Annotated in this window: 16 protein-coding genes; 15 read left to right on the top strand and 1 reads right to left on the bottom strand. The window is 75.9% G+C overall.

The genetic code is table 11. From position 1 onward, the window contains the following. Positions 1-2: 2 nt before the first annotated feature. The 4 genes from nusB to FHX36_RS06090 all read left to right on the top strand — a co-directional run bounded on the left by nusB (position 3) and on the right by FHX36_RS06090 (position 6,997). On the top strand, positions 3-407 hold the full coding sequence (nusB, locus tag FHX36_RS06105; RefSeq protein WP_110553689.1) for a transcription antitermination factor NusB: 405 nt from the start codon (positions 3-5) through the stop codon (positions 405-407). 298 nt (positions 408-705) lie between these two features. Beyond that, a complete protein-coding gene (locus tag FHX36_RS06100; protein ID WP_183513601.1) occupies positions 706-951 on the top strand; it encodes a hypothetical protein in 246 nt (81 codons plus the stop codon). Positions 952-1,061: 110 nt separating this feature from the next. Next, complete coding sequence (locus FHX36_RS06095) at positions 1,062-4,103, top strand: hypothetical protein (RefSeq protein ID WP_183513600.1); 3,042 nt, start codon at positions 1,062-1,064, stop codon at positions 4,101-4,103. Positions 4,104-4,372: 269 nt separating this feature from the next. After that, on the top strand, positions 4,373-6,997 hold the full coding sequence (locus FHX36_RS06090; protein ID WP_183513598.1) for a helix-turn-helix transcriptional regulator: 2,625 nt from the start codon (positions 4,373-4,375) through the stop codon (positions 6,995-6,997). 116 nt (positions 6,998-7,113) lie between these two features. Here the strand turns inward: FHX36_RS06090 and bldD are convergent, their stop codons facing one another. After that, positions 7,114-7,662, bottom strand: coding sequence for a transcriptional regulator BldD (gene bldD, locus FHX36_RS06085; RefSeq protein WP_183513597.1), 549 nt, complete (start codon positions 7,660-7,662; stop codon positions 7,114-7,116). 253 nt (positions 7,663-7,915) lie between these two features. Between bldD and pyrR the strand changes: the two genes are divergently transcribed. The 11 genes from pyrR to gmk all read left to right on the top strand — a co-directional run bounded on the left by pyrR (position 7,916) and on the right by gmk (position 19,932). Then, on the top strand, positions 7,916-8,503 hold the full coding sequence (pyrR, locus tag FHX36_RS06080; RefSeq protein ID WP_110553201.1) for a bifunctional pyr operon transcriptional regulator/uracil phosphoribosyltransferase PyrR: 588 nt from the start codon (positions 7,916-7,918) through the stop codon (positions 8,501-8,503). Next, positions 8,500-9,420 (top strand): aspartate carbamoyltransferase catalytic subunit, encoded by a 921-nt coding sequence (locus FHX36_RS06075; RefSeq protein WP_110553202.1) that lies wholly within the window; start codon positions 8,500-8,502, stop codon positions 9,418-9,420. Before pyrR ends, FHX36_RS06075 begins: the two co-directional genes overlap by 4 nt. Continuing rightward, positions 9,417-10,703, top strand: a complete 1,287-nt coding sequence (locus tag FHX36_RS06070; protein ID WP_110553203.1) for a dihydroorotase — start codon at positions 9,417-9,419, stop codon at positions 10,701-10,703. The genes FHX36_RS06075 and FHX36_RS06070 overlap by 4 nt, the downstream gene beginning before the upstream one ends. Beyond that, the gene (carA, locus tag FHX36_RS06065; RefSeq protein WP_258372892.1) at positions 10,700-11,929 is read left to right on the top strand and encodes a glutamine-hydrolyzing carbamoyl-phosphate synthase small subunit; all 1,230 of its coding nucleotides are present in this window, start codon (positions 10,700-10,702) and stop codon (positions 11,927-11,929) included. Before FHX36_RS06070 ends, carA begins: the two co-directional genes overlap by 4 nt. Positions 11,930-11,932: 3 nt before the next feature. Then, positions 11,933-15,247 (top strand): carbamoyl-phosphate synthase large subunit, encoded by a 3,315-nt coding sequence (gene carB / locus FHX36_RS06060; protein WP_183513596.1) that lies wholly within the window; start codon positions 11,933-11,935, stop codon positions 15,245-15,247. Beyond that, entirely contained in the window at positions 15,244-16,305 is a 1,062-nt protein-coding gene (locus FHX36_RS23810) for an iron-sulfur cluster-binding protein (protein ID WP_258373054.1), read from the top strand. The genes carB and FHX36_RS23810 overlap by 4 nt, the downstream gene beginning before the upstream one ends. Continuing rightward, positions 16,305-17,318, top strand: a complete 1,014-nt coding sequence (locus FHX36_RS06050; protein WP_110554209.1) for a dihydroorotate dehydrogenase — start codon at positions 16,305-16,307, stop codon at positions 17,316-17,318. Before FHX36_RS23810 ends, FHX36_RS06050 begins: the two co-directional genes overlap by 1 nt. Beyond that, entirely contained in the window at positions 17,315-18,205 is an 891-nt protein-coding gene (gene pyrF, locus FHX36_RS06045; RefSeq protein ID WP_110554210.1) for an orotidine-5'-phosphate decarboxylase, read from the top strand. Before FHX36_RS06050 ends, pyrF begins: the two co-directional genes overlap by 4 nt. Next, on the top strand, positions 18,202-18,717 hold the full coding sequence (locus FHX36_RS06040) for a hypothetical protein (protein ID WP_183513593.1): 516 nt from the start codon (positions 18,202-18,204) through the stop codon (positions 18,715-18,717). Before pyrF ends, FHX36_RS06040 begins: the two co-directional genes overlap by 4 nt. A gap of 208 nt (positions 18,718-18,925) precedes the next feature. Continuing rightward, positions 18,926-19,282: an integration host factor, actinobacterial type gene (gene mihF / locus FHX36_RS06035; protein WP_110554345.1), complete on the top strand. Its 357-nt coding sequence runs from the start codon at positions 18,926-18,928 to the stop codon at positions 19,280-19,282. A 44-nt stretch (positions 19,283-19,326) separates the two neighbouring features. After that, positions 19,327-19,932 carry a guanylate kinase gene (gmk, locus tag FHX36_RS06030; protein ID WP_110554346.1) on the top strand — a complete coding sequence of 202 codons (606 nt, stop codon included), beginning with the start codon at positions 19,327-19,329 and terminating at the stop codon, positions 19,930-19,932. Positions 19,933-19,948 lie beyond the last annotated feature (16 nt).

Genomic DNA, 19,948 nt, shown 5'->3' with positions numbered 1-19,948 from the left:
CGGTGGCCGCCCGTTCCAAGGCGCGCAAGCGCGCGGTCGACGTCCTCTACGAGGCCGACCTGCGCAGCTCCGACCCGCTCGCGGTGCTCCGCGACCGGCTCGCCGACGCCAACCCGCCGGTGCCCGACCACGCCGTCCGGCTGGTCGAGGGCGCGGTCGAGCAGCGCGAGCGCATCGACGCGCTGATCGAGGAGCACGCCTCGGGCTGGTCGCTGGACCGGCTGCCCGACGTCGACCGCGCCATCCTGCGGATGGCGGTCTACGAGCTGCTGTGGGTCGACGACGTCCCGGACGCCGTGGTCATCGACGAGGCGGTGGAGCTGGCCAAGGCGCTGTCCACCGACGACTCCCCGGCCTACGTCAACGGCGTGCTGGGCGGCATCGTCCGGGCCGAGATCCCCACCTGAGCACGGGCCCCGCTGCTGCTGCAGCCGGGGCGCCGAACGCCGCACGCCGAGAGCCCACCCCGACCACGGGGTGGGCTCTCGGCGTCCCTGCGGCCGCACGACGTACGTGGTCGGCCCGCCGGCCTCCGTGGTGCCGCCCCACCGGCTACGTACCGGTCGAGCACGGGACCGGCGTCGCCGGGCGGGAGATACGTGGTGACCACGATTGTGACCGCCCTCACGCCGCGCCGAGCATGGGGGAGCCGAGATCCGTGGCATGCGGCTCGGCTCCAGGGAAGTCCAGCAGACAGGAGATGTCATGTTCGAGGACCAGAAGGTCGAGCTGCTCCCCGCCCGCACCGTCATGAGCAGCTACGGAGGACGGAAGTCGCGCGGCGGCTTCTTCTACCAGGTCCTGGTCGGCGGCGCCGGTGGCGCCGGGGGCGCCGGGGGCAACGGCGGCATCGCCATCTCGCCGGCCGTGAGCGTCTTCGGTGACGCGACCGGAGGCAGCGCCAACGGCGGCGCCGGTGGGGCCGGCGGCGCCGGCGGTTCCGCGGGCTGACAGCTGCCGCGGCGCGGGGTCCCCGTCCCCGCGCCGCCGTGGTGACCGGAGGGGCGGCCGCGAGGCCGTCCCTCCGTGCCGTCCCGGCCGCCCCGGAAGGAGGACGCACCGTGCTCGACAGCACGCTCACCCCGCCACCGGCCCCGGGCGCGCCCGCGGTGCACCGGCTCGCCGAGGGGACCGAACTGCTCGGCGAGTACCAGGGTTCCGGCCTCGACGTCCCCACGTACCTGATCCGCCGGGTCGACGGGCAGGTGATGCAGCTGCCGCACCTGCTGTACCGGGTGGCCGCCTCGCTCAACGGCCGCGACGACGCCGCGCTGGCCGCCGACCTCTCCCGCCAGCTCGGGCAGGAGCTCACCGCCGACGACGTCGGCTTCCTGGTCGAGGAGCGGCTCCGCCCGGTCGGCATCGTCGCCGCGGACGGCGCCACCGCCGGCCCCGAGGTGGTGCTCGTCCGCCCCGACCCCCTCCTCGCGCTGCGGTTCCGGATCGGGATCGTGCCCGCGGGCGTGGTCTGGCGGGTCGCCGGGCTCTTCCAGCTGTTCTTCCGCCGCCCGGTGTGGGCCGCCGGCCTGAGCGCGTTCGTGGCGCTGCTCGTCGCCGCCGTCCTGCGGGGCGGGCTGGTCGACGCCGCGGTCGGCGGCGTCACGCAGGTCGTCCAGCACCCGACCCTGACCCTGGCGATGCTCGGGCTGTCCCTCGCGTCGGCCGTGTTCCACGAGTGCGGTCACGTGGCCGCCTGCCGCTACGGCGGGGCCCGGCCGGGCGACATGGGGATCGGGCTCTACATCGTCTGGCCCGCCCTCTACAGCACGGTCACCGACTCCTACCGGCTGGGCCGTGTCGGCCGGCTGCGCACCGACCTGGGTGGGGTGTACTTCAACGCGCTGTTCATCGCAGGCCTCACCGCGGTGTACCTGGCCACCGGCCAGCCGTGGCTGCTGCTCCTCGTGCTCGGCCTGCTGAGCGGCGCCCTGTGGCAGTTCCTGCCGTCGATCCGGCTCGACGGGTACTACGTGCTCGCCGACCTGGTGGGCGTCCCCGAGCTGTTCGGCTACCTCCGCCCGGTGCTGCGCAGCCTGCTGCCCGGCCGGCCGGCCGACCCGGCAGTGAGCCGGCTCAAGCCCTGGTCGCGCCGGGTGATCGTGGGCTGGGTGCTCGCGGTCGTCCCGACGCTCGGCGGCCTCCTCGTGGTATTCCTGCTCCTGCTGCCGCGCGCCCTGCCCGCCGCAGCGGCCGCGGTCGTCGACTACGGGCGCGGGCTGCAGCGCGCCGTCCGGGACGGCGACGTGCTGACCGTCGTGCTGGGGGTCGGCCAGTTCTCGCTGCTGCTGCTGCCCTGGATCGGCACGGTGCTGATCACCGTGATGATCGGCGGGATGCTGCGCCGCGCGGCCGTCGCGCGCTGGGGGCGCGGCCGCGTGCCGGCGGGCACCTGGAGCCGGGTCACCCGCGGTCTCGCGCGCTCGGCGTGCGCCGCGCTGCTGCTGCTGGTGCTTGCCCGGGTGTGGCAGGTCGCGGCGTCGCTGCCCGCCTCCGCCCGCGAGGTCGGCGTCACCAGCGGCGCGTTCGCCGCCGTCGACCCCAGATCGGCCCCGGTGGCCGTGCCCGGGGCCGATCTGCTCGTGCGCCAGCTGGTCGCCGGGTACGCCGGCCTGACCGGCGCGTTCGACCGGCACGCCGACGTGCTGACCGGCGGGCGCGAGGTGGCGCTGCTGGCCACCGCGGTGCTCCTGGGCTGCCTGCTCGTGCTGGCCGCCCGCCGGCGGGTGCGGCCGCTGGCCGTGGGGTTGCCGACCGCCGGCGTGCTGGTGATGGGCCCGGTGGTCGGGCTGCTGGCCGGGGTCAGCGCCGCCCTGGTGGGTGCGGCGTGGGCGGCGGTCGGCCTGCTCCTGCTGCTGCGCCCGCACGCCCGCCCGCGCCACCAGGTGGCGCGGCGTCCGGCGGCGCCGGCGGTCGGGCTGGCCGCGCTGCTCGTCGGGGTGGCCACCTGCCCGGTCGTCGTCCTCCCGGTGGCCGCCGCCGCGGCGGTCGCCGTCGGTCAGGGGAGGGTCGGCGCCGGGCTGCCGCGGTCGGCCCGGTGGACCGCCGTGGCCGGGCTGCTGGCCCTCGGGCTCGGCGGCGCGCTGCTCGGGGCGATGCCCGGGGAGCCGCCCCCGATGGCGGCAGCCGACCGGGCGGTGCTGCTGCTGGTGGCCGCGCTGGTCGTGGTCGGCGGGGCCGCGGTCGGGCACCTCCGCCCGTGGGCGGCCGCGGCCGGTGCCGCTGTCCTCGCCGGGGCCCTGCCCTGGGCGGTCGCGGCCGCGGCGCTCCCGCTGGTCGTGGTGACCGTCGTCCCGCTGGGGGTGCTCCTCGTCCAGGCGCTGGCCGGGGGACCGGTGGCCGAGCGCCCGCACCCGCTGGTGTCGTCCGCGCTCGCCGTCCCGCTGCTGCTGGTGGTCGTGGTGGGCGGGCTCTTCGCCCCGGCCGCCGCCGCGCCGGTCGCGCACGCGGAGCTCGCCGGCTGGCTGGCGCAGCCCACCGCGCCGACGGTGCCGGTGGAGGTGCCCGACCGGCTGTGGGCCGACCTCGTGCGGGACGGGGTGCCCGACGAGCGGCTCAGCGCCCTGGCGGGGCAGGGGACCGCCGGCCCCGGCTGGGCCGTCGTCCAGGGCGAGGTGCCGCCGGGCCCTCGGGTCGTGGCGAGGTTCGGTGCGGGCGAGGGGGCGCTCACCGTGCTGGCGCCCGCCGCGGCGAGCGCCGACCCGGCGGCCGCAGCGCAGGAGGCGGCCCGCCGCCAGACGCTGGGCGCGCTGCTCGCGGCCAACCCCCGGCTGGACGCCCCGGCGATCGTGCGGGAGGCGGTCCGCACCGGCGAGGTCGACTCCCGGCTGCTCCTGGTGCTGGCCGGGCTCATGGGGGAGCGCACGGTCTCCGTCGGTGCCCTGCCGCCGGTGCCGGGCGAGGACCCGGCGGCCGCGCCGCCGCACGCCCTGCTGGTCACCGGGCTGGACGGCCGGCCCGCCGGCGAGCCGGCCGTCGCCGCCCTGCTCCGACGGTGGCTGGACGCCCAACGGGCACCGCTGGCCCCGGCGTCGGTGGCGACGGAGCCCGGCGGCCTCCTGGTGCAGTGGTCGCTGCCCGCCCCGGTGCCGTTGCTGGGGGGCTGACCCTCCGCGGGTGTGCACGCACCCACGGACCCGGTCACCGACGGTGAGTGCGCCCGGCGTGCCGGGACCGTGCCGCCGTCCCGGCGGCCCCTGCGGTCCGATCCGGCTGGTGTGCCGCTGCTGCCGAGCCCTACCGTGACCTCGGGCTGGAGTGCGGGGGGCATCGTGGCCATCAGGGGACTCACCGAGCGTGATCGTCGCTGGACACCGGAGCCGAGGAGGTGGCAGCCGGCCGCACGCCGCGTACCCGGCACCGGGCACTCGCGCTGATGTCCGAGCTCGGACCGCCGCTGGTCGGGCGGGAGGCGCAGTGCGCGACGGTCACCGCCGCGCTGGCCGACGTCGAGTCCCGCGGGGTCGTCGTGGCCGGCCCGTCGGGGGTCGGGCGGACCCGCTTGGCCCGCGAGGCCGTGGCCATCGCCGAGGGGCTGGGCCGACCGACCCGGTGGGCGGGAGCGAGCCCGGCGGCCGCCGCGGTGCCGCTGGGCGCGCTGGCCCACCTGCTGCCGCCGGTCGACGGCGCCACCGACGCGCTGGTGCTGCTGCAGCGCGCGGCGCAGGCGGTCGTCACCGACCCGTCGGGCCAGCGACCGGTGCTGGTCGTCGACGACGTGCACCTGCTCGACCGGCTCTCCCTGACGCTGCTGCACCAGCTGGGCGCCGGGGGCCAGGTGTCGCTGGTGCTCACGGTCCGCACGTCGCCGGCGACGCCGGACCCGGTCGCGGCGCTGTGGAAGGACGGGCTGGTCAGCCGGGTGCAGCTCGACCCGCTGTCGCGCGCGCACGCCGACGAGCTGGCCGCGGCCCTCCTGGGCGGGGCGGTGGACAGCCGGACCGGCGAGCAGCTGTGGCGGCTGGGTGGCGGCAACCCGCTGTACCTGCGCGAGCTCCTGGAGGACGGCCGGCGGTCCGGTCAGCTCCGCGACCACGACGGGGTGTGGCGCTGGGAGGGGGCGATGACGCCGTCCCAGCGGTTGTCCGAGATCGTGCTCAACCACCTCGGTGAGCTGAGCGCCGAGGAGTGGCGGGTGCTGGAGGTGCTGGCCACCTGCGAGCCGTTGCCGGCCGACCGCCTGGTCGAGCTCAGCAGCGCCGGCGCGGTCACCGAGCTGGCCCGCCGGGGCGTCCTCGTCGACCTGGTGACGGGCGGGTCGGGGGAGGTGCGGGCCGCCCACCCGCTGCTCACCGAGGTGGTGCGCCGCCGGGCGCCCTGGGCCGCCCTGCGGGACGTCCGACGGCAGCTGGGCGAGGGGCAGCCGCTGCCCACCACCAACGCCGCGCTCCGCCGGCACACCGCGCTGATCCTGGACCGGGAGTCCGGTGAGCCCGACGGGCAGCGGCTCACCGAGGCCGCCCGGCGGGCCAACGCCCTGCTGGACCACCCGCTCGCCGAGCGCCTCGCCGAGGCCGGGATCGCCGCGGGTGGCGGTGCGGCCGCCTGCGTGGCGCTGGTGGAGGCGACCCAGTGGCAGGGCGACCCGGCCCGGGGTGACCGGCTGGCCGCCGAGGCGCTGACCACCACCGCGTCGCAGGAGGACCTCAGCCAGCTCACCGCGCTGCGGTCGATCGGCCTCGCCTGCGGGCTGGGGCGCACGGAGGACGCGTTCGCGGTGCTCGCCGACGCCCGCCCGGCGGTGCGGACCACCGACGGCACCGCCCTGCTGACCGCGACCGAGGCGGTGCTGGAGTTCTTGTCCGGGCGGCCGCGGCGCGCGGTGGACCTGGCGACCCGGGCGATGGCGGACGCCCCGCGGCGGGGCAGTGCCCGGCCCCTGGCGGCCGCCGCCGCGGGGGCCGGGCTCGCGGTGTCGGGCCGCACCGACGCGGCGCTGGCCACGGTCACCGAGGGGTGGGCGGCGCTGGGGGAGGCGCCGGCCGGCCCGCAGGTGGGCCTGGGTCGGCTGGCGCTGGCGCAGGCCGAGGTGCTCGCGCTGCGCTACGGCGGCCGGATCGACCAGCTGGAACGGCGGGCCGCCGAGCTGCAGCGGCACAACCTGGAGGCCCCGCGCTGGGCGGGGGACGCCGTCATCGCGCTCTACCGGGGCTGCGCCGCGCTGGCCGCCGGCCGCGCCCGCCAGGCGGTGCGCTGGCTGGTCGAGGCGCTCGCCGGGCTCGACGAGCGCGACCCCACCGGGGTGCTGCCGCTGTGCGTGGCGGAGCTGGCCATCGCCAAGGTGGTGACCGGCGACGCCGCGGGTGCCCGCCGGATGCTCGAGAGCGGGCACGGGGTGGCCCACCGGGTGCCGGCGGCGTTCCGGCCGACCGTGCGCTCCGCCGAGGCGTGGCTGGCGGCGAGCACGGGGCGGCTGACCGAGGCGGGGGCGCGTGCCCTGGACGCCGCGGCCGAGGCGGCGGCCACCGACCAGTGGGCCGTCGAGGCGCTGCTGCTGCACACCGCCGCGCGCTTCGGCCGGGGCGCCGACGTGGTGGACCGGATCACCGCGCTGGGCTGCGCGACCGAGTCGGGGCTGGTCGCGGCCTGCGCCACCCACGTGCGGGCCGCGGTGGACGGCGACGGCCTCGCGCTCACCGCGGTCAGCGCCCGGTTCGAGGCGATGGGCGCGGTGCTGCTCGCCGCCGACGCGGCGTCGGACGCGGCCACGGCGCACGCCCGCGCCGGGGACCGGGGAGCGGCCGCCGCGGCCCGGGCCTCAGCGGCCGCGCTGGCCCGCCGGTGCGAGGTCGGCGGGGAGACGGTGCTGCACGAGACCGCGGTCGGCCCGCTGACCAGCCGGGAGGAGGAGGTGGCCCGCCAGGCGGCGCAGGGCGCCAGCAACCAGGAGATCGCCGACCGGCTGGTGGTGTCGGTGCGGACGGTGGAGACGCACCTGGCGCACGTCTACGCCAAGCTCGGGATCAGCGGTCGTCGTCAGCTGGCCGACCTGCTGGGCTGACCGGCCGGGGTGAGGTGCCCGTCGTCGCCGGCGGCTGGACGAGCTGCACCGGGTGGCCGGGAACGCGGACGGCCCACCCCGGGAGCCGGGGTGGGCCGTCCGCGGGCAGCCGTGCGTCAGCGCGGGGTGCGCCGCCGGTCGCCGCCCCAGGACGCCGAGTCGTCGTCGTCCTCGGTGGCGTAGATGCTGCCGTCGGCGCCGGGGGAGAGCACGCCCCACTCGATCAGCCGGGTGGTCAGCTCGTCGGGGCTCATGTCGTAGATGATCGCCAGCGACTTGAGGTCCTCGGCGCGGATCGAGAGCACCTTGCCGTTGTAGTCGTGCCGCTGCGCCTGGATGGTCGAGGCGTAGCGGGCGAGCGGGCCGGCCTCGTCGGCGGGCAGCGAGCCCAGCGACTCGAGGTTCAGCACGATCTTGGTGCTCTTGGTGACCGCGGAGCTCGGTCGGGGGTCCGGCAGCAGCTCGGAGACCGGGACGCCGTAGAAGACGGCCAGCTCGGAGAGCCGCTGCACGGTGACCGCCCGGTCGCCGCGCTCGTAGGAGCCGACCACCACGGCCTTCCAGCGGCCGTGGGACTTGTCCTCCACGCCCTGCAACGACAGCCCTTGCTGGTTGCGGATGGCCCGCAGGCGGGCGCCCAGCGCCCTGGAGTAGTCGGTGCTCATGACCTCTGCTCACTGACTGTCGTCGGATCGGGACGGTACTGGTCACGCAGAGTACTGGTCGGACGTGCTCGGCGACAGTCAGGTGCCCCTGATGGGGCAGATCTGTCCCACCTGGTGGTCCCGCGGGCGCGGTGCGGCTCACACCGGCCCGTGCAGTACCGTCGTCCGCGGTCCACACCGTCGCCGGCGCAGCCGCGTCGACGACGGCCAACTCCTTTAACGACCCGTCCCGTGAGGCGGGGAAGGAGGCCTGATGACCGAGTCATCTGCCGCGCCCTCGACACCGCCCGCCGACCAGCCCGCCGTCGCACCGCTGCTCACCGCCGACGACGTCGCCCGGGTGGTCGACCGCGTCGCCCACCAGCTGATCGAGAAGGCCGGCCCCGACCTCGCCGACCTGGTCCTCGTCGGCATCCCCACCCGCGGCGCCCCGCTCGCCCGCCGGCTGGCCGGTCGCATCGAGGCCTTCAGCGGCACCGCGATCGACGTCGGCACCGTCGACATCACCCTCTACCGCGACGACCTGCGCCTGCGCGGGGTGCGCGCGCTGGAGGACACCTGGCTGCCGGGGTCCGGCATCGACGGGCGCCTGGTGGTGCTGGTGGACGACGTGCTGTTCTCCGGCCGCTCGGTGCGTGCCGCCCTGGACGCGCTGCGCGACCTCGGCCGGCCCCGCGCCGTCCAGCTCGCCGTGCTGGTCGACCGCGGCCACCGGGAGCTGCCGATCCGCGCGGACTACGTCGGCAAGAACGTCCCGACGTCCCGCAGCCAGTCGGTCAAGGTGCACCTGGCCGAGATCGACGGGGTCGACGAGGTCCTGCTGACCGGAGGTGGGCAGTGAAGCGGCACCTGCTGGAGGCCGGCGACCTGGACCGGGCCGACGCCACGCTGGTCCTCGACACCGCCGCGCAGATCGAGTCCGCGCTGGCCGGCCGCGAGGTCAAGAAGCTGCCGACGCTGCGCGGGCGCACCGTGGTCAACCTCTTCTACGAGGACTCCACCCGCACCCGGATCAGCTTCGAGCTGGCCGCCAAGCGGCTGTCCGCCGACGTCATCAACTTCTCGGCCAAGGGCAGCAGCGTCTCCAAGGGCGAGAGCCTCAAGGACACCGCGCTGACCCTGGAGGCGATGGGCAGCGACGCGATCGTCGTCCGGCACGGTGCCTCCGGCGCCCCGCACCGGCTGGCGCAGTGGGTGGCCGGCAGCGTGGTCAACGCCGGCGACGGCACCCACGAGCACCCCACCCAGGCGCTGCTCGACGCGTACACGATCCGGCAGCGGGTGGGCCGGCTGGACGGCGTCCGGGTCGCGATCGTCGGCGACGTGCTGCACAGCCGGGTGGCCCGCTCCAACGTCTGGCTGCTGAGCACGCTCGGCGCCGAGGTGACCCTGGTCGCCCCGCCGACGCTGCTGCCGGTGGGCGTGGGCAGCTGGCCGGTGCAGGTCAGCTACGACCTGGACGCCGTCCTGCCCAAGTCCGACGTGGTGATGATGCTGCGGGTGCAGGCCGAGCGGATGAACGCCTCGTTCTTCCCCAGCGCCCGCGAGTACAGCCGCCGCTACGGCCTGGACGGACGACGGATGGGCGTGCTGCCCGACGACGCGATCGTCATGCACCCCGGCCCGATGAACCGCGGCATGGAGATCGCCGCCGAGGTGGCCGACTCCGCCCGCTCCACGATCGTCGACCAGGTCGGTAACGGCGTCTCGGTCCGGATGGCGGTCCTCTACCTGCTCCTGGGAGGGGCTCCCGAATGACGATCCTGATCAAGGGCGCGAGGCCCTACGGCAAGGACGCCGTGGACGTGCTCGTGGCGGACGGCCGGATCGCCGCCGTCGGCGACTCGCTGACCGTGCCGGGCGCCGACGTCGTCGAGGCCGCCGGGCTGGTCGCCCTGCCCGGCCTGGTCGACCTGCACACCCACCTGCGCGAGCCGGGCCGCGAGGACGCCGAGACCGTCGAGACCGGCAGCCGGGCCGCGGCGCTGGGCGGGTTCACCGCGGTGCACGCGATGGCCAACACCGACCCGGTCGCCGACACCGCCGGCGTGGTCGAGCAGGTCTGGCGGCTGGGGCAGCAGGCCGGTCTGGTCGACGTCGTCCCGGTCGGGGCGGTGACCGTCGGGCTGCGCGGCGAGCGGCTGGCCGAGCTCGGCGCGATGGCCGACTCCGCTGCCCGGGTGCGGGTGTTCTCCGACGACGGGCACTGCGTCGCCGACCCCGCGCTGATGCGCCGCGCCCTGGAGTACGTCAAGGCGCTGGACGGCGTCGTCGCCCAGCACGCCGAGGAGCCCCGGCTGACCGAGGGCGCCCAGATGAACGAGGGCGACCGCTCCGCCCGGCTCGGGCTGGCCGGCTGGCCGGCCGCCGCCGAGGAGGCGGTCATCGCCCGCGACGTGCTGCTGGCCGGGCACGTCGGCGCCCGGCTGCACGTCTGCCACGTCTCGACGGCCGGCTCGGTGGAGATCCTGCGCTGGGCGAAGTCGCGGGGCGTGCAGGTGACCGCCGAGGTCACCCCGCACCACCTGCTGCTCACCGACGAGTGCGCGGAGGGCTACGACCCGGTGTTCAAGGTGAACCCGCCGCTGCGCACCGACGCCGACGTCCAGGCGCTGCGGGCCGGCCTGGCCGACGGGACGATCGACGCGGTCGCCACCGACCACGCCCCGCACGCGGTGGAGGACAAGGAGAGCGAGTGGGCCTCGGCCCGCCCGGGCATGCTCGGCCTCGAGCAGGCCCTCTCGGTGGTCGTGCAGACCATGGTCGAGCCGGGCCTGCTCGACTGGCGCGGCGTCGCCGACCGGATGTCGGTCCGCCCCGCGGCCATCGGCCGCCTGGAGGGCCACGGCCGCCCGCTCGCCGTCGGCGAGCCGGCCAACCTGCTGCTGCTGGACCCCGCGCACCGGGCCGTCGTCGACCCGGCCGCGCTGGCCAGCCGCAGCCGCAACAGCCCCTATGCCGGCCGGGAGCTCCCCGGCCGGGTGGTCGCCACGTTCCTGCGGGGCGTCGCGACCGTGATGGACGGGAAGGCAGTCAAGTGAAGGAAGCGCTCCTCGTGCTCGAGGACGGGCGCACGTTCCGCGGCCAGACCTACGGCGCGACCGGCACGACGGTCGGCGAGGCGGTGTTCTCCACCGGGATGACCGGCTACCAGGAGACCCTCACCGACCCCAGCTACGCCGGCCAGATCGTCACGATGACCGCGCCGCACATCGGCAACACCGGCGTGAACGGCGAGGACGACGAGAGCCGCCGGATGTGGGTGGCCGGGTTCGTCGTCCGCGACCCGGCCCGCCGCCCGGCGAACTGGCGGGCGACCGGCAGCCTGGACGACGAGCTGGTCGCCCAGGGCGTCATCGGGATCAGCGGCATCGACACCCGCGCGCTGACCCGGCACCTGCGCGACCGGGGCGCCATGCGCGCGGGCATCAGCACCGAGCTCGGCGCCGACGAGCTGCTCGCCCGGGTCACCGGCAGCCCCAGCATGAGCGGGGCGGACCTGGCGCCGTCGGTGAGCGCCACCGAGCCCTACGTCGTCCCGGCCGTGGGGGAGAAGCGGTTCACCATCGCCGCGCTGGACCTGGGCATCAAGACCGCCACCCCGCGGTACCTGGCCGCGCTCGGCGTCGAGACCCACGTGCTGCCGGCCACGGCCACCGCCGAGCAGCTGCTCGAGCACGGCATCGACGGGGTGTTCGTCTCCAACGGCCCGGGCGACCCGGCGGCCGCCGACTACGCCGTCGCCGCCGTCCGGGGCGTGCTGGAGGCCCGCCGGCCGCTGTTCGGCATCTGCTTCGGCAACCAGATCCTCGGCCGGGCGCTGGGCCTGGGCACCTACAAGCTGCGCTTCGGCCACCGCGGCCTGAACCAGCCGGTGCTCGACCGGGTCAGCGGCACCGTCCGGGTCACCAGCCACAACCACGGCTTCGCCGTCGACGCCCCGCTCGACGCACCCGTCGACACCCCGTTCGGCCCGGTCGAGGTCAGCCACGTCGGCCTCAACGACCAGGTTGTCGAGGGCCTGCGGCTGATCGACGCCCCGGCGTTCAGCGTGCAGTTCCACCCCGAGGCCGCGGCCGGCCCGCACGACGCCAACCCGCTGTTCGGCCGGTTCGTCGACCTGATGGCCGCATCGAGGGAAGGCAGCGCCGTGACACCGGCACCCGTCGTCGAGCAGAGCACGGGGGAGAACTCCGCAATGACCAAGGCGACGGTGGACGACCCGGCCAGATCGTCATCCAGCCGGCGCAACGGTGGGGAGGCCTGAGTCGTGCCCAAGCGGACAGACCTCCAGCACGTGCTGGTGATCGGCTCCGGGCCGATCGTGATCGGCCAGGCCAGCGAGTTCGACTACTCGGGCACCCAGGCCTGCCGGGTGCTCAAGGCCGAGGGCCTGCGGGTCAGCCTGGTCAACAGCAACCCGGCGACGATCATGACCGACCCGGAGATCGCCGACGCCACCTACGTCGAGCCGCTGACCCCGGAGTTCGTCGAGCGGGTCATCGCCGCCGAGCGCCCCGACGCGCTGCTGGCCACCCTCGGTGGGCAGACCGCGCTGAACATCGCCATCGGGCTGTACGAGAACGGCGTGCTGGAGAAGTACGGCGTCCAGCTCATCGGCGCCGACGTCGACGCGATCAACCGCGGCGAGGACCGGCAGCTGTTCAAGGACATCGTCCGCTCCATCGGCGCCGACGCGCCCCGCTCGACGGTCTGCGCGAGCGTCGAGGAGGCGCTGGCCACCGCCGAGGAGGTCGGCTACCCGGTCGTCATCCGGCCCAGCTTCACCATGGGCGGGCTCGGCTCCGGGATCGCCACCGACGAGCCGATGCTGCGCCGGATGGCCGGCCACGGCCTGGCCGACTCCCCGGTGCACACCGTCCTCATCGAGGAGTCGGTGCTGGGCTGGAAGGAGTTCGAGCTCGAGCTGATGCGCGACCGCAGCGACAACGTGGTGGTCGTCTGCTCGATCGAGAACATCGACGCGATGGGCGTGCACACCGGCGACTCGGTGACCGTGGCCCCGGCCATGACCCTCACCGACCGCGAGTACCAGGAGATGCGCGACGTCGGCATCGCGGTGCTGCGCGAGGTCGGCGTCGAGACCGGCGGCTGCAACATCCAGTTCGCCGTGCACCCCGAGACCGGCCGGCTGGTCGTCATCGAGATGAACCCGCGGGTGTCCCGGTCCAGCGCGCTGGCGTCCAAGGCCACCGGCTTCCCGATCGCCAAGATCGCCGCGAAGCTGGCCATCGGCTACACCCTCGACGAGATCACCAACGACATCACCGGGGTCACCCCGGCGTCGTTCGAGCCGGCGCTGGACTACGTCGTGGTGAAGATCCCGCGGTTCGCCTTCGAGAAGTTCCCCGGCGCCGACCCGCGGCTGACCACGACGATGAAGAGCGTCGGCGAGGTCATGGCCATGGGCCGCAACTTCACCGAGGCCCTCGGCAAGGCGATGCGGTCGACCGAGACCGCCGCGTCCGGCTTCTGGACCACCCCCGAGGACGGCGCCAGCGCCGAGGAGCTGCTCGAGCAGCTGCGCACCCCGGTCGACGGCCGGCTCTACACCGCCCAGCGCGCGCTGGCCGCCGGCGCCACCGTCGAGCAGGTCTCGCGGGCGTCGGGCTTCGACACCTGGTTCGTCGACCAGATCGCGCTGGTCACCGAGGTCGGCGAGCAGCTGCGGGACGAGCCCTCGCTGACCCCGGAGCTGCTCCGGCTGGCCAAGCGGCACGGGCTGTCCGACCGGCAGATCGCCGAGCTGCGGCCGGAGCTGGCCGGCGAGGACGGCGTCCGGCGGCTGCGCTGGCGGCTGGGCATCCGGCCGGTCTACAAGACGGTGGACACCTGCGCGGCCGAGTTCGCCGCCCGCACGCCGTACCACTACTCCTCCTACGACGAGGAGACCGAGGTCGAGCCGCGCGAGCGCCCGGCCGTGCTGATCCTGGGCTCCGGCCCGAACCGGATCGGGCAGGGCGTGGAGTTCGACTACTCCTGCGTGCACGCGGTGATGGCCCTGCAGGACGCCGGCTACGAGGCGGTGATGGTCAACTGCAACCCGGAGACCGTCTCCACCGACTACGACACCGCCGACCGGCTGTACTTCGAGCCGCTCACCTTCGAGGACGTGCTCGAGGTCGTCGAGGCCGAGCGCGCGGCCGGGCCGGTCGCCGGGGTCATCTGCACCCTGGGCGGGCAGACCCCGCTCGCGCTCGCGCAGCGGCTCAAGGACGCCGGCGTCCCGGTGCTCGGCACCTCCCCGGAGGCGATCGACGCCGCCGAGGACCGCGGCGCGTTCTCCCGGGTGCTCGCCGACACCGGGCTGCTCGCCCCCAAGCACGGCATGGCCACCACGGCCGCCGAGGCGAAGGCGATCGCCGCGACCATCGGCTACCCGGTGCTGGTGCGGCCCTCCTACGTGCTCGGTGGCCGCGGCATGGAGATCGTCTACGAGGACGCCACGCTCGAGGCCTACATCCGCAAGGCCACCGACGTGAGCACCGACCACCCGGTGCTGGTCGACCGGTTCCTCGAGGACGCCGTCGAGATCGACGTCGACGCCCTCTACGACGGCACCGACCTGTACCTGGGCGGGGTCATGGAGCACATCGAGGAGGCCGGGATCCACTCCGGCGACTCGGCGTGCGCGCTGCCGCCGATCACGCTGGGCGGCTCGGACCTGCGGACCATCCGGGCGGCCACCGAGGCGCTGGCCGCACGCATCGGGGTGCGCGGGCTGATGAACGTCCAGTACGCGCTCAAGGACGACGTCCTGTACGTCCTCGAGGCCAACCCGCGGGCCAGCCGCACCGTGCCGTTCGTGTCCAAGGCGACCGCCGTCCAGCTGGCCAAGGCGGCCGCCCGGATCGCGGTGGGGGAGACCATCGCCTCGCTGCGCACCGCCGGCGTCCTGCCGGAGACCGGTGACGGCACCGACCTGCCGGTCGACGGGCCGATCTCGGTGAAGGAGGCCGTGCTGCCCTTCCACCGGTTCCGCACCGTCGAGGGCCAGGGCGTGGACACCGTGCTCGGACCGGAGATGAAGTCCACCGGTGAGGTGATGGGCATCGACGCGGAGTTCGGCACCGCGTTCGCGAAGTCCCAGGCGGCCGCCTACGGCAACCTGCCCACCTCCGGCACGGTGTTCGTCTCGCTGGCCAACCGGGACAAGCGCTCGGCGGTCTTCCCGGTCAAGCGGCTGGCCGACCTCGGCTTCACCGTGCTGGCCACGGTCGGCACCGCGCAGGTGCTGCGCCGCAACGGCGTGGCCTGCCAGGTGGTCGGCAAGTACTCCGAGGGGCCGGGCAACGTGGTCGAACGGATCCTGGCCGGGGACGTCGACCTGGTCGTCAACACCCCGTTCGGCACACCGGGCAACAGCGGCCCCCGGCTCGACGGGTACGAGATCCGCGCGGCGGCGGTGAGCATGGGCATCCCGTGCATCACCACCGTGCAGGGGATGGCGGCCACCGTGCAGGGCGTCGAGGCGCTGCGCCGCGGCGACCTGGGCGTCCGCAGCCTGCAGGACCTGCACGCGGCGCTGGCCGCGGCGCAGGCGGCGGCCAAGGCCGGCGCGTGACCGAGCAGCCGGGCGGCCGGCCGGTGTTCACCCCGCCCGTCCCGCCCGCCCGCAACCCGCCCGTGCAGGGCATGGCCGAGGTCGCCTCCCGTCGCACCATGGGCGCCTACGTGGAGCTGGGGTTCTTCGCCCCGGACATCGCCGAGGCCGCCGAGCCGGGTCAGTTCGTCGCCTTCGCCGTCGGCGGGCCGACCTCGGCGAACCTGCTCCGCCGGTCGATCGCGATCGCCGGCGTGGGTGCCGGCCGGGTGCACGTGGTCGTCTCCGCCAAGGGCGTCGGCTCCACCTGGCTGGCCGGGCTGGAGCTGGGTGCCGAGGTCGACGTCGTCGGGCCGCTCGGCCGGCCGTTCCCGCTGCCCCCGCCGGGCACGCCCGCGCTGCTGGTCGGCGGCGGCTACGGCGCGGCGGCACTGGTCGGCCTGGCCGCCCGGCTGCGCGCCGGCGGGCACGAGGTCGCCGCGGTCACCGGCGCCGCCTCGGCCGACCGGCTGTGCTCGGTGCCGGAGCTCGGCGCGCTGGCCGCACCCTTCGTCGTCACCACCGACGACGGCAGCGCCGGCCGCCGGGGCTGGGTCACCCAGGCGGTGGCCGAGCTGATCCGCGGCGCCGGGGTGGTCTACGCCTGCGGGCCGATGGGCATGCTCCGCGCCGTCAGCGACCAGGCCGTCGCCGCGGGCATCCCCGGCTACGTGGCGGTCGAGGAGTCGATGGCCTGCGGCATCGGGGTCTGCATGACCTGCGTGCTGCCGGTGGTCGGCGCCGACGGCCGCACCCGGTTCGCCCGGTCCTGCGTCGAGGGCCCGGTGTTCGGCGGCGACCGGGTGCGCTTCGCCGACGTGGGCACCCTGCCCGCCGACGTGGTCGGTGCCGACGCGATGGGGCTGATGGCGGCCCCGGCTGCCCCGCCGGCCGCTGCACCGGTCGCGCCGCCCCCGCCGGCTGCCGCCGACCCCGACCACGACGACGTCACCGCCTACATCGGGGGCGCGCCCCCGCCGCCGCCCCCGCCGCCCGCGGACCGCCCCGGTGGCACCCAGGTCATCCGGTTGGAGCCCTGATGAGCATCGAGCCCACGCTGCCCGCCCCGGCCGAGGCGCTCTCCGTCCCCACCGTCGACATGCAGGCCTCGATCGGCGGGGTGCCGGTGGTCAGCCCGGTGCTCACCGCCTCGGGCTGCTCGGCCTTCGGCCAGGAGCTCGACCCGTTCTTCGACCTCACCTCCATCGGTGCCGTGGTCACCAAGTCGGTGCAGCTGCGGCCGCGCTCGGGTCGCCCCACGCCGCGGATGGCCGAGACGCCCAGCGGGATGCTGAACTCCATCGGCCTGCAGGGCCCCGGCATCGACGGGCTGCTGGCCGAGGACCTGCCGTGGCTGGCGCAGCGCGGCGTCCGCGCGTTCGTCTCCATCGCCGGCACCCGGGTCGAGGACTTCGCCGAGCTCGCCGCCCGGCTGCGCGGCGTGCCCGGGGTGCTCGGCCTGGAGGTCAACATCTCCTGCCCGAACGTCGAGAGCCGCGGCGAGGTGTTCGCCTGCGACCCGGTGGCCGCGGCCGACGTCGTCGCCGCGGTGCGCGAGGTCGCCGACCCGGCCCAGCCGGTCTACGCCAAGCTCAGCCCGGACGTCACCGACATCGTCTCGGTGGCCGCCGCCTGCGCCGAGGCCGGGGCGAACGGCCTGTCGATGATCAACACCCTGCTCGGGCTGGTCATCGACCCGGACACCATGCGCCCGGTGCTGGGCGGGGTCACCGGCGGCCTCTCCGGCCCGGCGATCCGCCCGGTGGCGCTGCGCTGCGTGTGGCAGGTGCACCAGGCGCTGCCCAACGTGCCGATCCTCGGCATGGGCGGCATCCGCAGCGGGCTGGACGCGCTGCAGTTCGTGCTCGCCGGCGCCAGCGCCGTCTCGGTGGGGACGGCGGTCTTCAACGACCCGTCGGCCCCCGCCCGGATCCACGCCGAGCTCGCCGACGCGCTGGGGGAGCGGGGCTTCGGCCGGCTCGCCGACGCCATCGGCTACGCCCACCGCCGTCCCGACCCGCCGGCCGGCCGGCACTCGCGGGGCCTGCAGTGACCGCACCGGACGCCGTCCCCTTCGGCCGCCGGCTGGCCGAGGCGGTCGCCGACCGCGGCCCGCTGTGCGTCGGCATCGACCCGCACCGCTCGCTGCTGCTCGACTGGGGCCTGACCGACGACGTCGACGGGCTGCGCCGGTTCACCGACCTGGTCGTCGAGGCGCTGGCCGGGCGGGTGGCGCTGCTCAAGCCGCAGTCGGCGTTCTACGAGCGGCACGGTTCCCGCGGCATCGCCGTGCTGGAGGAGGCGGTCGTGCGGGCCAGGGCTGCCGGGGCACTGGTGCTGCTGGACGCCAAGCGCGGCGACATCGGCTCCACGATGGACGCCTACGCCGACTACCTGCGCCCCGAGCACCCGATGGCCGTCGACGCGCTCACCGTGAGCCCGTTCCTCGGCCCGGGCTCGCTCGACCCCGCCGCGCGCACCGCCCGGGCCTCCGGCGGCGGGCTGTTCGTGCTGGCCCGCACCTCCAACCCGGAGGGCGGCGAGGTGCAGCACGCGACGGCCGGCGGCCGCAGCGTCGCCCAGCACGTGGTGGACGCCGTGGGCCGCTGGAACACCCCCGACTGGCTGGTGGGCGACCCGGCGCCCGACCCGGCCGCCTTCGCCGACCAGCAGGGGCGCTGGGGGGCGTTCACCGGCTCCTTCGGTGTGGTCGTCGGCGCGACGCTGCCCGAGCTGGACGTCGACCTCGCGGGCCTGCGCGGGCCGGTGCTCGCCCCGGGCCTGGGCGCGCAGGGCGGCTCGGTGGCCGACCTGCGCCGGCTGTTCGGGTCCGGCCGCGCCGTCGTCCCCACCGTCTCGCGAGACGTGCTGAACGCCGGCCCGGACGTCGCCGCCCTGCGCGCCGCGGCCGACCGCTGGACGGCCGAGCTCGGCGCGTGAGGCGGGCGGCGCCCTGGCTCCTCGCCGTCGGCGCGGCGCTGCTGGTCCTGGGCGTCGTGCTCGTCGTCCGGGGCGGGGACGCCGGGGGCGGGCTGGAGTTCCTCTCGCCCGAGCAGTTCGACCAGCTGCGGGGCGCCCGGCGGCGGGCCGCGGCCGGCCGGCTGCTGCTCGTCGCCGGCGCCGCCCTGCTGGGCGCGCTGGCCGGCCGGCTGCTGACCGGGGGAGCCCGGCACGCGACCCGGGTCGCGTGCCTGGTCGGCGTCGCCGCCGCGGGCCTGGTCGTCGCCGGGCTGCTGCTGCTCCGCGCCGCCGACGGCACCCGGGTGACCGCCCACGGCGGCAGCTACGAACCGCTGGGCTGCCCCGGCTGGCCGGCGTGCGAGCAGGTGGGCGACCCGGCGCGGGGCGACGGGCGCTGGCCGGGCGCGGCCTCCGCGCTGGCCGGTGGGCTGGTCGTCGGTGCGGTGGCCGGGAGGTGGCCGGCCGGTGACCGGCGGTCTGACCAGCAGTGACGCACCAGTTACGGCACCGTTCGGTCCGGTCGCCCGGTGGTGCAGCACACCGGTCGGCCCGAAGTCGCACCGGGGTCCCGGGTGACCAGCCGGTTCGCAGTGACTAGGGTCGCCGCCAGGCTCACAACGCGGGCCGCACCGCAGTCGAAGTACACACCGAACAACACCGCCGGGCACCACGCCGGCATGAACACGATTGGGTTGCTCCGTGCCCCTTCCCGAGTTGTCCCCCGAACAGCGCGCCGCAGCCCTGGAGAAGGCCGCCGCGGCCCGCAAGGCCCGTGCCGAGCTCCGCGAGCGGCTGAAGAGCAAGGGCACCACGGTCGGCGACGTCCTCAAGCAGGGCGAGACCGACGAGGTCATCGGCAAGATGCGGGTGTCCGCCGTCCTCGAGTCCCTCCCGGGCGTCGGCAAGGCCCGCGCGGCCAAGATCATGGAGCGCCTGGAGATCTCCCCGACCCGGCGCGTCCGTGGTCTGGGTGCCAACCAGCGCAAGGCGCTGGAGGCCGAGTTCGCCGGTGAGCAGGTCCAGCCCGACCAGGTCCCCACCGAGGGCCTCGCCTGAGCACCTCGCTCTCCCGACCGACCCCTGCCCCGAGGACTCCCGGAGTGGCCCGACCGTCTGCTCGCCTGACGGTGCTGTCGGGTCCGTCCGGGGTGGGCAAGGGCACCGTCGTGGCCGAGGTCCGGCGCCGGCACCCCGAGGTGTGGGTGTCGGTGTCGGTCACCACGCGCAAGCCCCGGCCGGGCGAGGTGGACGGCGAGCACTACTGGTTCGTCGACGGCGAGTACTTCGACTGGCTGATCGCCAACGACGGCCTGCTGGAGTGGGCCGAGTACGCCGGCAACCGCTACGGGACGCCGGTGGCCCCGGTGCAGGAGCAGCTGGCCTCCGGGTCCCCGGCGCTGCTGGAGATCGAGCTGCAGGGCGCCCGGCAGGTGCGCGCCCGCGCTCCCGAGGCCCAGCTGGTCTTCCTGGCGCCGCCGTCGTGGGCCGAGCTGGTCAGCCGGCTGGCCGGCCGGGGCACCGAGCACCCCGAGGTGCAGGAGCGCCGGCTGGCCCTCGCGCAGGCCGAGCTGGACGCCGCCGGGGAGTTCGACGTGGTGGTCGTCAACGACGACGTGGCCCGGGCAGCGGACGAGTTGGTACGATTGCTGACTGCGCCACCGTCCAGGCCCCTCGAGGGACCGCCGGACGGCAGCGCCCCCGAGTGAGAGCGGTCCGGTTGCG

The organism is Modestobacter versicolor (assembly GCF_014195485.1).
GTDB classification, from domain to species: domain Bacteria; phylum Actinomycetota; class Actinomycetes; order Mycobacteriales; family Geodermatophilaceae; genus Modestobacter; species Modestobacter versicolor.
The sequence above is the reverse complement of the archived record's forward strand: the minus strand, read 5'-3'. Positions and strand labels throughout refer to the sequence as shown.

Excerpts from the sequence above, each read along its gene's own strand:
- FHX36_RS06100 (WP_183513601.1), top strand. The coding sequence starts at position 706 with ATGTTCGAGGACCAGAAGGTCGAGCTGCTCCCCGCCCGCACCGTCATG.
- FHX36_RS06090 (WP_183513598.1), top strand. The coding sequence starts at position 4,373 with ATGTCCGAGCTCGGACCGCCGCTGGTCGGGCGGGAGGCGCAGTGCGCG.
- bldD (WP_183513597.1), bottom strand. The coding sequence starts at position 7,662 with ATGAGCACCGACTACTCCAGGGCGCTGGGCGCCCGCCTGCGGGCCATC.
- pyrR (WP_110553201.1), top strand. The coding sequence starts at position 7,916 with ATGACCGAGTCATCTGCCGCGCCCTCGACACCGCCCGCCGACCAGCCC.
- FHX36_RS06070 (WP_110553203.1), top strand. The coding sequence starts at position 9,417 with ATGACGATCCTGATCAAGGGCGCGAGGCCCTACGGCAAGGACGCCGTG.
- FHX36_RS06050 (WP_110554209.1), top strand. The coding sequence starts at position 16,305 with ATGAGCATCGAGCCCACGCTGCCCGCCCCGGCCGAGGCGCTCTCCGTC.